The following is a 12,692-nucleotide window of genomic DNA, read 5'->3' as shown; positions in this document are numbered from 1 at the left end:
CCACAGGTGATTTGGCTCAGCGTATGGGCCGGATAAACCAACGTTATCGGCCCAGTCACAAATCCCGGCGCTTCCGGCCCGGCTTACAGTTCTTCGCCGTTCGAGGTAATCACCCGCTGATACCAGTGGAAGGATTTCTTCGGCGTACGTTTTAACGTCCCGGTGCCGTCGTCATGCTTGTCGACGTGGATGAAACCGTAACGCTTCGCCATTTCACCCGTCGTGAACGACACCAGATCGATGCAGCCCCACGGCGTATAACCCATCAGGTCGACGCCATCTTCCCACACCGCCGCCTTCATGGCTTCAATATGGGAACGCAGATAATCGATACGGTAGTCATCCTGACACACGCCGCTCGCGTCCGGCTTATCGACGGCGCCCAGCCCGTTTTCCACGATAAACAGCGGCACTTCATAACGTTCATACAACGTCACCAGCGCATAGCGCAGCCCGGTCGGATCGATCTGCCAGCCCCAGTCGCTGGCTTTCAGGTGCGGGTTGGCAATCGAATGTTCGGAACTGCCGTCCATGCTGGCGTCAATATCGTTCTGCACATCGTGTTTCACCACGTTCGACATGTAATAGCTAAAGCCGATGTAGTCCGCCTTACCTTCCTGCAGAATCCGCTCGTCCTCCGGCTCCATATGGATGTGGTAGCCCTTGAGCGCCCACTCGCGTTTCGCATAGGCCGGATAGTGGCCGCGCACGTGCACATCGGAGAAGTAGAAACGGTCATGCATCGAACGCGCCGCCAGCATCACGTCTTCCGGATGGCAGGAATACGGGTAGTACGGCACAAACGAGCACATGCAACCCACTTTTATATCCGGGTTGATGTCATGCGCGGTTTTCACCACCAGCGCGCTGGCGACGAACTGATGATGCACCGCCTGATACATCGCTTCTTCCGGTTTTTCCTTCTGCGGGAACTTCACCCCGGAACACATCCAGCCGAAAATCTCGGCCGACACGTTCTTCTGGTTGTTGATCTCGTTGAAGGTCATCCAGTACTTCACTTTGTGCTGATAACGTTCGATCACCGTGGCGGCGAAATGCACGAAGCAGTCCAACGTCTTGCGGCTCATCCAGCCGTCGTACTGCTGCACCAGATGCAGCGGCATCTCGAAATGACTGAGAGTCAGCACCGGCTCGATACCGTGTTTGAGCAGTTCGTCGATCAGGTCGTCGTAAAACTTCAGCCCTGCTTCGCACGGCTCCGTTTCGTCGCCGTTGGGGAAAATACGCGTCCAGGCGATGCTGGTGCGAAAACATTTGAAGCCCATTTCCGCAAACAGCGCGATATCGTCCTTATAACGATGATAAAAGTCGATTGCCTCATGGTTCGGGTAGGACTCGCCGGGAATCACGCCGTCGGTAATGCGCCGCAGTTTGCCGTGCGCGCCGGCGGTCAGCACATCCACCACGCTGACGCCCTTGCCGCCTTCATTCCAGCCGCCTTCCAGCTGATGCGCAGCCACCGCGCCCCCCCATAAGAACCCTGCGGGTAATTGACTCATACTCTCCACCTCCTCTTTAAATGCCGTCATACGCCGACGGCAAGGCACTCAATATTCACAGTCATATCAAACCGATGCGCTGGTCCGGGTCGACGCCGCCTCCGCTGGCGCCGCGGCCGTTTCCTCCACCGGATCGTCAAACCCCACCACCATCACCAACCCGATAGTCAACACGATTGCCACGCCGCAGCCGGCCAGCTCGCCGATAAACGACATCGGTGCGGACGGGCTGATGGCGTTGATCACCGTCAGCACGCCCGGCAATGCGGCATAGGCGTAATACAGCGATCCGAACAGGCTGGCGACGACCGCCCCCACCGCACCGCCGATGCAGCCGCAGATAAAGGGTTTCTTGTAGCGCAGCGTCACCCCGTAAATAGCCGGTTCGGTGATGCCGAAAATCGCCGTCACCCCCGCCGACATCGAACGCGCTTTCAGTTCACGGTTGCGCGTTTTCAAAAAACAGCCGAAAGCGGCCGCCATCTGGGCGACCACGGCGACGGTCTGGAACGCCTGAAACGAGTCGTAACCGTTCAGATCAAAGTTGGCGACCACTACCGGCGTGATGCCCCAGTGCACGCCGAAGATCACAATGATCTGCCACACGCCGCCAATAATCGCGGCCGCCAGCGCCGGGAAAGCATTGAACAACGCGTTGTAGCCGGCGGCGATCCCGGTGGCGACCCAGGTACTGGCCGGGCCGATCAACAGCAGCGTCAGCGGCACCACAATCACAAAGCAGATCAACGGGGTAAACAGCGCGCTGACGATATCCGGCAATCGCTTTTCCACCCGGCGCTCCACCCACGCCAGCACCCACACCAGAAACAGCGGCGGCAACACCGACGCGGTATACACCGTCTTCGCCAGCGGCAGCCCCAACAGAGTGATCGACTCGCCGGCGGCGATTTTCCCCGCCATCGCCGTCCATTCCGGGTTGATCAGCGCGCAGCAGCACAGCACCGCGATATAGGTATTACAGCGAAAATGACGGGAAGCCGTCAGGGCGATAAACACCGGCAGAAAGGCAAACGGCGTCCAGGACATGAAATTGAGCACACGATAGGTGCCGGTCAGCGTAAAACCGGCGGAGAACTGCTGAATAACGATCAGTATGCCCTGCAGTATCCCTGCCGCCGCCAGAATATACACAATCGGCGCGAACACCGCCGACATGGTGGCGATCACCGTATCCAGTACGCGCCGACGGGGCTCTTCGCCGCGCTTTGCGCCTTCGCCGAGCAACGCCGCCATCTGGCTATACACTTCCGCCACATGCACGCCGATGACAACCTGAAACTGACCAGCGCTCTCCACCACCGCAATCACGCCGGGCAGGCTCTGAACGCGCGCTTTCGCGTTATCAGGCGTTTGCGCCAGTATCAGGCGTAGCCGGGTGGCGCAGCGGGAAAAATCGACAATATTCGGTTGACCACCCACTTCCTGCAGAATGCTTTGCGCTAATTTCGCGTAATCTCGAATCCCTGACATGGCGCTACCTCACGTTGATATTCGGTAACCACTTCGTTGATCGGCTACAACTGAAACCGGTTTCAGACTGCATGAAAGCCATGATTACTGCAACCGGTTTCATAAAGCCTTACGTCGGTTTTACGGGCGGGATCACATCAGATACGCTGTTAACAGAAGGGATATCAGGAGAAAAAACGAGGCCGGTCAAAATACAAAAGGCGCTGCTGCGCCTTTTGTCATGAATAGCAGATTACAGCACCAGCGAGGCGTCGATCTTCACCACCGCCTTGCGCACGTGGGCCGGGGCGCCGACCGCGCACAACGGTTTGTGCACTTCACCGGGGAAGAACACCACGAAGTCGCCTTTATGCAGCACAAACTGTTTTTCCTGTTCGCCGGCCGGCAGGAACGCGATGTCCTTGTCCGCCAGCCAGTCCACGTCCGGTTTGCCCGCCGGCAGGTTACTGAAGGTCATGCCTTCGGTGCCGTTCAGCACAATCTGGATATCCAGGTATTTGGCGTGATACTCGGCGCGGCGTTTCTCAAACAGATCCGTGCTGTCGTTCGACACCAGCACAAACACCTTATTGCCGTCGATATCGTGCTTACCCAGCGGAGTATCGGCGTTGATATGCTGCTTCACATACTCAATTGCCTCGCGCAGTTTAATGGGCAGATAGGGAACCAGCTCCAGATGGTCGACATTACCGGTAATCATGATCGCTCCTTAAATAAATAAACTGAAACAACGTTTTGATTCCTTATACTCCTGTCGGTATCGGGCCGCCAGCCAGCGATAGTAAAAAAGTGATCCGAACGATGCGTTTCTTCTTACTGTGAAACAATCAACCGCAACCGATTGCCTATCGCGAAAAGACAGCGTTTTTCTGCTTGAATTCACCTCTTCGGCGCGTATAATTCCGGACAATTTGCCGGGAGGGAACATGTCTGACGCTGCTGTTTTTGTGAGTGCCGAACCGCAACTGCCTGTTGGCGGCATGACAGCGTTTTTCCTTCCGTTGCCTGACAGATTCGTAAAAAAAGCCCCTCGTTGAGGGGCTTTTTTTTGCCTGTCGCCGCCAGTCATACCGTTTGTTTACCGGGCCTAACCGAGGGGAGCATAGCCAAATGGTCAATCCGCTATATAAAAGACACATCATCTCAATCAACGATCTCAGCCGGGACGATCTGGAACTGACGCTCAAGGTGGCGGCCAGCCTGAAAGCCCGTCCGCAGCCGGAACTGCTGAAGCACAAAGTGATTGCCAGCTGTTTCTTTGAAGCCTCCACCCGTACCCGCCTGTCGTTTGAAACCGCCATTCACCGGCTGGGCGCGTCGGTGGTCGGGTTTGCCGACAGCAACAACACCTCGCTCGGCAAGAAAGGCGAAACCCTGGCGGACACCATTTCGGTCATCAGCAACTATGTGGACGCCATCGTGATGCGCCACCCGCAGGAAGGCGCGGCGCGACTGGCGACCGAGTTCTCCGGCGGCGTACCGGTGTTCAACGCTGGCGACGGCGCCAACCAGCACCCGTCCCAGACGCTGCTGGACCTGTTCACCATTCAGGAAACCCAGGGCCGTCTGAACAACATCAATATCGCCATGGTCGGCGACCTGAAGTACGGCCGCACCGTACACTCGCTGACTCAGGCGCTGGCCAAGTTCGACGGCAACCGCTTCTACTTCATCTCCCCGGACGCGCTGGCGATGCCGGATTACATCCTCAATATGCTGAAAGAGAAAGATATCCCCTACAGCCTGCACACCAGCATTGAGGAAGTGGCGCCGCAACTGGACATTCTGTACATGACTCGCGTGCAGAAAGAACGGCTGGACCCGTCGGAGTACATCAATATCAAGTCGCAGTTTATCCTGCGCGCCGCCGACCTCAGCAGCGCCCGCGACAATCTGAAAGTATTGCACCCGCTGCCGCGCATCGATGAAATCACCACCGACGTGGACAGCACCCCTTACGCCTACTACTTCCAGCAGGCGGGCAACGGTATTTACGCGCGCCAGGCTCTGCTGGCGCTGGTTCTGAACAGCGAACTGGTTCTGTGAGAGAGGAGCATACAGCATGACTCACGACAACAAATTGCAGGTAGAAGCCATCAAACGCGGCACCGTGATCGACCATATTCCGGCGCAGGTGGGCTTCAAGTTACTGACACTGTTCAAACTGACCGCCACCGACCAGCGCATCACCATCGGCCTGAACCTGCCGTCCAACCATCTGGGCCGCAAGGATCTGATCAAGATCGAAAACATCTTCCTGACCGAAGAACAGGCCAACCAGCTGGCGATGTACGCGCCGCAGGCCACCGTTAACCAGATCGACAATTACGAAGTGGTGCGCAAGCTGCACCCGCAATTGCCGTCGCACATCGAAGGCGTACTGACCTGCCCCAACAGCAACTGCATCAGCCGCAGCGAGCCGGTCAACTCCTCCTTCGGCGTGAAACAGCGCGGCGACGACGTGCAACTGAAATGCAAATACTGCGAGAAAGAGTTTGAACGTCAGGCGGTGCTGAACAGCCACTGATACGCGGTTGCCGTCAGGAAAACGCCGCCTATCGGATTGCGGTATTGGCCTGACGGCAGGCTTTTTGGAATAATGCGGAAGTCGCATCATTTCAGACATAATCAGGAGAAAACATGTCACGCATTATCAGTACGGAACAGGCTCCGGCCGCCATCGGCCCTTATGTTCAGGGTGTTGACCTGGGCAGCATGATCATCACCTCCGGTCAGATCCCGGTGGATCCGAAAACCGGTCTGGTGCCGGACGACGTCACCGCACAGGCCCGTCAGTCGCTGGAAAACGTGAAAGCCATCGTGGAAGCGGCCGGTCTGAAAGTGGGCAACATCGTCAAAACCACGGTGTTCGTGAAAGATCTGAACGACTTCGCCACGGTTAACGCTGCGTACGAAGCCTTCTTCACCGAGCACAACGCGCCGTTCCCGGCTCGCTCCTGCGTGGAAGTGGCCCGCCTGCCGAAAGATGTGAAAATCGAGATCGAAGCTATCGCGGTTCGGGGTTAAAAACCAACCGGCATCTCTGCAATAACGACAGATTGCGAATAGAGTTATTGTTAAATGACGAACCCCGGTTAGTACCGGGGTTTCATTTACCTGATGAGTTTTAAATCTGACTTTCTCATCCTTTTCTGTTCCTGATAAAAGTTCTCATGAGAACCCAAACTTAACAGGTGGATGATAAGCTGGTTCTGGTTCCAACTGTATCCCAGCAATATTAACTGGTTGTTCAGCTTGAACTTATGAACTCTTAAATAACTCAAGTCGCCTTTCTTGAGCTCACCCAGTTCAGGGTTTTCAACAATCAAATCAATCTCATCTTCAACAACGGATCTGAACTGCTGCGGCAATTTGTCCAATGCTTTTTCAAACCGGTTGGTCTGATAAACCTCAATCTCTGCTCGGTTTTGTTCTTCGGACATAACGAGAAACCTTACCATTCTCTGCTTCGCTTCGGGCGAGCAAAGTTTCCATAATAAATTCGTATGTCAGATCGGGATTATCCTCAGCAATCCTGCCGATTCTGGCCCAGTGTTCTATCTGCTTGGGCACACTACGGCTGGATGCTTCTGCATACACCTTTACTTCGGTGACAAAATCTTCATCCAATCGAATGCTGATAGCCATACTGTTGATACCTATATGAATTCGTAGTGTTCGTAGTGTTCACTGTAGCCGCAGGCATTTGCTATAGCGTATTAAGATACTAGGACATTAAATCGCAACACGCAACATTTTGTCGCATCAAAGCATCTATCCAATATTAATGGTGCTTACCCAAATAGGTGCGCCCGCCTCCGCTATCGCACCATTCTCTCTCGTTATTTTCGCTGCATCACCCCGCCATAGCGCACCGTTCGTCGTCATTTGCACCAGCGAAGTGCAGTTTTCCCCCGCCGCCAGCAATAAGCACCTCATTTACCACGCTGGCATGTTTTCTGCATTTTTCTCAGTATCTTCCATCAAGCGGAATGCAGGGGACGACAATGATAAAAATGACGCTTCCGACCGCGCCTTACTACGATGAGATGCTCAGCGCAGAAGGCGGGCAACGCCAGCACTACGACGCCTACTGGCAATGGTTGCAACAGACCGACCAGCACGCTATCCGCCAGAAGAAAGAACAGGCGGAACTGCTGTTCCACCGGGTGGGGATTACCTTTAACGTGTATGGCGAAGAAGGCGGTACCGAGCGCCTGATTCCTTTTGACAGCGTGCCGCGCATCATTCCGGCCCATGAATGGCGCATGCTTGACCTTGGCATCCGCCAGCGCGTCAAAGCCCTCAATGCTTTCCTCTACGACATCTACCATCAGCAACACATTCTCAACGCCGGCATCGTGCCCCGCGAACAGGTGCTCGCCAACGAGCAGTATCAGCCGTGCATGCAGGGCGTCGACTTGCACAACAATATCTACGCCCACATCACCGGCATCGACATGGTGCGCAACAGCGACGGCCACTATTACGTGCTGGAAGACAATCTGCGCACGCCATCCGGCGTGTCGTATATGCTGGAAAACCGCAAGATGATGATGCGGCTCTACCCGGACCTGTTCGCCAGCCAGCACATCGCGCCGGTGGAGCGTTACCCCAGCTACCTGTTGCAGACGCTGCGGGAAAGTACCCACGTCGACGACCCGACGGTGGTGGTAATGACGCCCGGCCGCTTCAACAGCGCCTATTTCGAGCACAGTTTCCTCGCCCAGCAAATGGGGGTGGAACTGGTGGAAAGCGCCGATCTGTTTGTCAAAGAAGGCGCGGTGTATATGCGCACCACCGAAGGCCCGTGCCGGGTGGATGTGATCTACCGCCGCATCGACGACGCCTTTCTTGACCCGCTGGCGTTCCGCGCCGATTCGATGCTCGGCGTGCCGGGGCTGCTGTCGGTGTACCGCGCCGGCGGCGTGGTGCTGGCGAACGCCATCGGCACCGGCGTGGCGGACGACAAATCCATCTACCCTTACGTGCCGGAGATGATCCGCTTTTACCTGTCCGAAGAGCCGATTCTCGGCAATATTCCCACCTGGCAGTGCCGCAAGCCCGACGATCTCAGCTACGTGCTGGCTCATCTGGACAGCATGGTAGTGAAAGAGGTTCACGGCGCGGGCGGCTACGGCATGCTGGTCGGCCCCAAATCCACCCGCCAGCAAATCGAGGATTTCCGTCAGCGATTGCTGGCTAACCCCGGCAACTATATTGCTCAGGACACGCTGGCGCTCTCCACCTGCCCGACGTTTGTCGAGGAAGGACTGGCGCCGCGCCACATCGACCTGCGCCCGTTCGTGCTGTACGGCGAGGAGATCCGGCTGGTGCCCGGCGGGCTGACCCGCGTGGCGCTGACCGAAGGCTCGCTGGTGGTGAACTCCTCGCAAGGAGGCGGCACCAAGGACACCTGGGTGATGGAGGAGGACGAATCATGCTAAGCCGTACCGCCAGCGAACTGTACTGGATGGCCCGTTATCTGGAACGGGCGGAGAGTTTTGCCCGCGTGCTGGACGTCACCTACAAGCTGTCGATGATGCCGCGTCACAACCAGCAGCAGCATGACCTGTCGCTGCCGCTCAACCTGACGTTTACTCACGAGCTGTTTCAGCAGCGCTACGCCCGCTTCACCATGAACAACCTGCTGAACTTCTTTGCGCTGGACAGCCACAACCCCAGCAGCATCTACAGTTGCATCGAAATGGCGTGGAATAACGCCCACGCGGTGCGCGGCAGTCTGTCGTCCGAAGTGTGGGAATGCATCAACACCACCCGCATCGATATCCGTAATCTGCGGCAGTCCGGGGTGGACAAGATCGGCATCGACGCCTTTTTCGACTGGGTGAAAGAGCGTGCGCACCTGTTTCGCGGCGCCATGTTCGGCACCCTGCTGCGCAACGACGCCCAGTGTTTTATTCGCATAGGCACCCTGATCGAACGGGCGTTCGCTACCGCGCAATTGCTGGCGGTCAAGGATCAGCAGCTCAACAACGACCCGGACCCGGTGCGAGAATACTACCGGCTCGACACCCTGCTGCGCGCGGTGAGCGCCCGCGAGGCGTACCACAGTATTTATCGCCAACCCATCAGCCGGGAAACCGTCACCGAATTGCTGGTGCTGCGCAACGACGTGCCGCGCTCGCTGCACGCCTGCGTGGGCGATCTGGTGCAACAGCTGGAGATGATCGGCAGCGAGCGGGCGCGCATCCCGCAGCGGCTGGCCCACCTGCTGCACGTGGAGCTGCGCTTCGGCTCGATCGACGACGTACTGGCTGACGACCTGCAACATTACCTCAGTCGTTTCCTCATTAAAATCAATGGACTGGCTGACAGCATCCGTCATACCTATCTGGAGGCGCTATGAAACTCACCATCAATCACCTGACCCACTACCGTTACGATGAAGAAGTGAAGTTCAGCACCCAGTACCTGCGGCTCACGCCGCAGAGTTCCGCCCGCCAGCGCATCCGCGACTGGAAGCTGACGCTGCCGGCCTCGGCGGTCGCCACCACCGACGCCTACGGCAACCTGATGCACGTGCTGACGCTGGACCATCCTCATCACGACATTCTGATCCACGCTCAGGGTGTGGTGGAAATCGCCGATAATGGAGAAGAGCAGCCCGAGGAGAGCAGCGAGTCGCTGTCGCCGCTGGTGTTCCTGCGCGGCACCGAGCTGACCGAGGCGGACGAGCCGATCCGCGAGTTTGCCCGGCGCTATTACCGCGAGGCCGATCCGGCGGGCAGCCTGGAAACGCTGATGGCGGAACTGCGGCTGAAAATGCCGTATACTCCCGGCGCCACCCGGGTGCACGATACCGCGGCGGCGGCTTTTGCCAAAGGCAAAGGGGTGTGTCAGGATCACACCCACGTATTCCTGGCCTGCTGTCGCAGCCTGCGCATTCCGGCGCGCTACGTCAGCGGCTACGTCTACAGCCGGGATACCGAGCACGTGGCGATGCACGCCTGGGCCGAAGCCTGGCTGAACGAGCGCTGGCACAGTTTTGATATCACCAACAATACTCGCCGGCTCAATCAGCACTTGCGGCTGGCGGTGGGGATGGATTATCTGGATGCCTGCCCGGTGCGCGGCAGCCGCCTCGGCGGTGGTTGTGAAGAGATGTTTTCCGAGGCTGAAGTGAGCCTGTTTGAGCGACAGCAGCAGGTGCAACAACAGCAATAGTGAGCACTGTTTAACTCAAAAGGTGTTGTATGACCTACTGTGTGGCCATGCGTCTGTCTGACGGTCTGGTTTTCGCTTCCGACTCCCGCACCAACGCGGGGGTCGACCACATCGCAACCTTCAGAAAGCTCCATGTGTTCCGTCAGGAAGGCGAACGGGTGCTGGTGCTACAGTCCGCCGGCAATCTCGCCACCACCCAGAGCATCATCAGCCTGCTGAACGCCCGCATTCAGGACCAGCACACGCCGAACCTGATGCAGGTCAGCACGCTGTACGACGCCGCCACGCTGGTGGGCGAAACCGTGCGCGAGGTCATTCACCGCGACAGCCAGGCCCAGCAAAACGGCAGCAGCACCAATTTCGGCTGCAACCTACTGCTGGGCGGTCAGATTGGCGACGAAACGCCGCGGCTGTTCCACATCTATCCGGAAGGCAATTTTATCGAAGCCACCGTCGATACCCCCTACTTTCAGATCGGCGAAAGCAAGTACGGCAAACCGATTATCGACCGGGTACTGACGGCGGACACCTCGCTGGAACAGGCGATGTGCTGCGCGCTGATTTCCATCGACTCCACGCTGCGCAGCAACCTATCGGTCGGCCTGCCGCTGGACGTGATGATTTATCGCACCGGCAGCTTCGATGCCAGCGAACAGCACCGCATCACCGAAAGCGACCCTTACTTCGTCGCCATCCGCAAAGCCTGGTCGGAAGGCCTATTGAATACCTTTCGGCAACTGCCGCCGTTTCCGGCGCAGGGATAAGGTGTGCGTTGTCGTCGAGGAGTATTCAAAGATTGCCCTCGACCCTAAACAATTTGAGTGACAGGTGCGTTGGTTTTCCTGCAACTCAAATTATTTAGGGTATAGATACATTGCATTAAAAAATCAGAATGGATAATTTTTATAAAAAGTCACTCTGATTCTGTAAGCTTTAATCATGCACTCATTATAAGCGATAGCGTAAGCTGGAGAGTCTTTGATGTTTAACAACCCTTCAGCCTGGCACTCACTGGCAATATATTTTTCCCAAAAAACTTTAGCACTATTAGTCGATTCAATAAAATCATTATAATTAGCTAAATCTTCACGACGAATACTTTTGATGAAACTATCATATTCATCATGGTATTTTTTATTCTCATCATGAGCTAAAGCCTCCATGCAACTCTGAATATACGCCGTCACTTTTTTGTCATAACAGGATTGAATGTCTTTTGCCTGAGATGAGAATGATAAAAATAAAACAACAAAAATTATAAATTTCATTGCCCCTCCTTTAAATAGATGATTCTTTTTCTGCTTTTATCATAAGCAGCCAAACTGGGTGTTTTCTTTATAAGCAGAATAACATCTTCAGGATCATTTCTCTCAAAAGAAGAGATATATCTAACTCTCATCGCACCTTGATAAATCATGTCAATAAATATATCTTTCATTCTGCTATTCATATCTTCCCAAGAGACGGCATTAGAGTTTTTATACTTATTATAAAAGCCTTTAGCTCTTGTAATATACATAGAAAATGATAGTTTAAAAAGATTAGCTTGCTGAGAATGCGTTATTTCACCAACTTTATCTCTGTTTTGCATAACAAACGCTGATGCTTCACATCCATGCATTCCTGCTCCTTCTGAGATCATAATTGCCTTATCTTGTGGAATACCTGCACTCATCAGGTGATAATATGACTCAGTTTGAGTTCTTCGAATCCTCTTCCTATCGTCACTCCAGATGCTATGTCCTTGCAAATAGACAGATTACCAGGCCAATGGATCTTTCTTGAAAAATAGAGACTATTAGGAATGTCATCACCCTCAGCATTGAAGGTAAATAGGCCTTCTTTGATATCCATTCCCTTCCCCTCTATATAAATCCTTTATTAATTATAAAAAATCAGGATTGAGCCCATGAAATATCATTCACAATCATCATTCCATATACTATACCCTGACGTCCCTGCTGTTTTATGTGACCACTCTATTGACTTGTACTTCAATCTAATCACTTCATATGGCAGAGTTTCATTACTATTAATGGAGTGAGGATAGAAGGAGGATACATCCACAACTCTGGCATCTATTAGCTTCAGCTCATAGAAAATCTCTAATTGCCCAGCAGAGTCGTTCTATAAAAAAAGAAATTAGCAGTGAGTTTCTCATTAGAAGTAATAGACATACCAAGTAATGGTGATGACTTATCTATCGGTTTAATTAGTTGTATAGGATGATGAGCAATATTATCATCTCTGGTTATAGAGTGACTTAAGCCTAATACTTGTATCTGGTCCTCATGCCCACTTTGATATCTATTTCCAATAGAGTCAAAGGTTGAACAACCAGAAGAAATTAATCCTTGCTGGTTTCCCTCTAGCGTTAAATAAATCAGATGTGACATAAAAATACTCCTTGTTCACTTAGATCATCATAAAGTCCATGTAAAGATCCCCCCAAGTATATCCTTCAACATATAGCGCGCAAGGCAAACAGAACCT

At 54.4% G+C, this 12,692-nt stretch carries 16 protein-coding genes and 1 pseudogene; 8 read left to right on the top strand and 9 right to left on the bottom strand.

The genetic code is table 11. The features are described 5' to 3' along the window. Positions 1-83: 83 nt before the first annotated feature. A complete protein-coding gene (locus tag CVE23_RS02090) occupies positions 84-1,520 on the bottom strand; it encodes a 6-phospho-beta-glucosidase (RefSeq protein WP_049855255.1) in 1,437 nt (478 codons plus the stop codon). Between the two features lie 66 nt (positions 1,521-1,586). Beyond that, a complete protein-coding gene (locus CVE23_RS02085; protein ID WP_038917638.1) occupies positions 1,587-3,011 on the bottom strand; it encodes a PTS transporter subunit EIIC in 1,425 nt (474 codons plus the stop codon). Positions 3,012-3,082: 71 nt separating this feature from the next. Between CVE23_RS02085 and CVE23_RS22845 the strand changes: the two genes are divergently transcribed. Beyond that, on the top strand, positions 3,083-3,235 hold the full coding sequence (locus tag CVE23_RS22845) for a hypothetical protein (protein ID WP_157987366.1): 153 nt from the start codon (positions 3,083-3,085) through the stop codon (positions 3,233-3,235). An 8-nt stretch (positions 3,236-3,243) separates the two neighbouring features. Here the strand turns inward: CVE23_RS22845 and CVE23_RS02080 are convergent, their stop codons facing one another. Next, entirely contained in the window at positions 3,244-3,711 is a 468-nt protein-coding gene (locus tag CVE23_RS02080; RefSeq protein ID WP_038917637.1) for a NanQ anomerase/TabA/YiaL family protein, read from the bottom strand. Positions 3,712-4,121: 410 nt separating this feature from the next. Here CVE23_RS02080 and pyrB point away from each other — a divergent pair, with 410 nt between their 5' ends. The 3 genes from pyrB (at position 4,122) to ridA (ending at position 6,038) form a co-directional block, all read left to right on the top strand. Further along, a complete protein-coding gene (pyrB, locus tag CVE23_RS02075) occupies positions 4,122-5,057 on the top strand; it encodes an aspartate carbamoyltransferase (protein ID WP_100848760.1) in 936 nt (311 codons plus the stop codon). Between the two features lie 16 nt (positions 5,058-5,073). Continuing rightward, a complete protein-coding gene (gene pyrI, locus CVE23_RS02070; protein WP_038662952.1) occupies positions 5,074-5,538 on the top strand; it encodes an aspartate carbamoyltransferase regulatory subunit in 465 nt (154 codons plus the stop codon). 113 nt (positions 5,539-5,651) lie between these two features. After that, positions 5,652-6,038 (top strand): 2-iminobutanoate/2-iminopropanoate deaminase, encoded by a 387-nt coding sequence (ridA, locus tag CVE23_RS02065; protein WP_033570393.1) that lies wholly within the window; start codon positions 5,652-5,654, stop codon positions 6,036-6,038. 86 nt (positions 6,039-6,124) lie between these two features. Here the strand turns inward: ridA and CVE23_RS02060 are convergent, their stop codons facing one another. Next, entirely contained in the window at positions 6,125-6,454 is a 330-nt protein-coding gene (locus CVE23_RS02060) for a type II toxin-antitoxin system RelE/ParE family toxin (protein WP_049855273.1), read from the bottom strand. Further along, on the bottom strand, positions 6,423-6,659 hold the full coding sequence (locus tag CVE23_RS02055; protein ID WP_071605140.1) for a ParD-like family protein: 237 nt from the start codon (positions 6,657-6,659) through the stop codon (positions 6,423-6,425). Before CVE23_RS02055 ends, CVE23_RS02060 begins: the two co-directional genes overlap by 32 nt. Positions 6,660-7,018: 359 nt before the next feature. Here CVE23_RS02055 and CVE23_RS02050 point away from each other — a divergent pair, with 359 nt between their 5' ends. From CVE23_RS02050 to CVE23_RS02035, 4 genes are read left to right on the top strand one after another with little or no spacing between them, the layout of a single operon-like run. Further along, positions 7,019-8,458, top strand: a complete 1,440-nt coding sequence (locus CVE23_RS02050) for a circularly permuted type 2 ATP-grasp protein (RefSeq protein ID WP_038917635.1) — start codon at positions 7,019-7,021, stop codon at positions 8,456-8,458. Next, entirely contained in the window at positions 8,452-9,381 is a 930-nt protein-coding gene (locus CVE23_RS02045; protein ID WP_049855251.1) for an alpha-E domain-containing protein, read from the top strand. Before CVE23_RS02050 ends, CVE23_RS02045 begins: the two co-directional genes overlap by 7 nt. Next, positions 9,378-10,199 carry a transglutaminase family protein gene (locus tag CVE23_RS02040; RefSeq protein WP_100848759.1) on the top strand — a complete coding sequence of 274 codons (822 nt, stop codon included), beginning with the start codon at positions 9,378-9,380 and terminating at the stop codon, positions 10,197-10,199. The genes CVE23_RS02045 and CVE23_RS02040 overlap by 4 nt, the downstream gene beginning before the upstream one ends. Before the next feature lie 29 nt (positions 10,200-10,228). Beyond that, positions 10,229-10,963, top strand: coding sequence for a proteasome-type protease (locus CVE23_RS02035; protein ID WP_100848758.1), 735 nt, complete (start codon positions 10,229-10,231; stop codon positions 10,961-10,963). A 123-nt stretch (positions 10,964-11,086) separates the two neighbouring features. On the opposite strand, the gene CVE23_RS02030 is transcribed toward CVE23_RS02035, so the two are convergent. The 4 genes and pseudogenes from CVE23_RS02030 to CVE23_RS02015 all read right to left on the bottom strand — a co-directional run bounded on the left by CVE23_RS02030 (position 11,087) and on the right by CVE23_RS02015 (position 12,595). After that, a complete protein-coding gene (locus CVE23_RS02030) occupies positions 11,087-11,467 on the bottom strand; it encodes a lysozyme inhibitor LprI family protein (RefSeq protein ID WP_100848757.1) in 381 nt (126 codons plus the stop codon). Then, entirely contained in the window at positions 11,464-11,874 is a 411-nt protein-coding gene (locus tag CVE23_RS02025) for a lysozyme family protein (RefSeq protein WP_145958392.1), read from the bottom strand. Before CVE23_RS02025 ends, CVE23_RS02030 begins: the two co-directional genes overlap by 4 nt. Next, complete coding sequence (locus CVE23_RS02020; RefSeq protein WP_100848755.1) at positions 11,874-12,053, bottom strand: lysozyme family protein; 180 nt, start codon at positions 12,051-12,053, stop codon at positions 11,874-11,876. Before CVE23_RS02020 ends, CVE23_RS02025 begins: the two co-directional genes overlap by 1 nt. A 63-nt stretch (positions 12,054-12,116) precedes the next feature. Then, positions 12,117-12,595 (bottom strand): annotated as a pseudogene (locus CVE23_RS02015) (Hcp family type VI secretion system effector). Positions 12,596-12,692: the final 97 nt, after the last annotated feature.

This window comes from Dickeya fangzhongdai (assembly GCF_002812485.1).
Classification (GTDB): domain Bacteria; phylum Pseudomonadota; class Gammaproteobacteria; order Enterobacterales; family Enterobacteriaceae; genus Dickeya; species Dickeya fangzhongdai.
The sequence above is the reverse complement of the archived record's forward strand: the minus strand, read 5'-3'. Positions and strand labels throughout refer to the sequence as shown.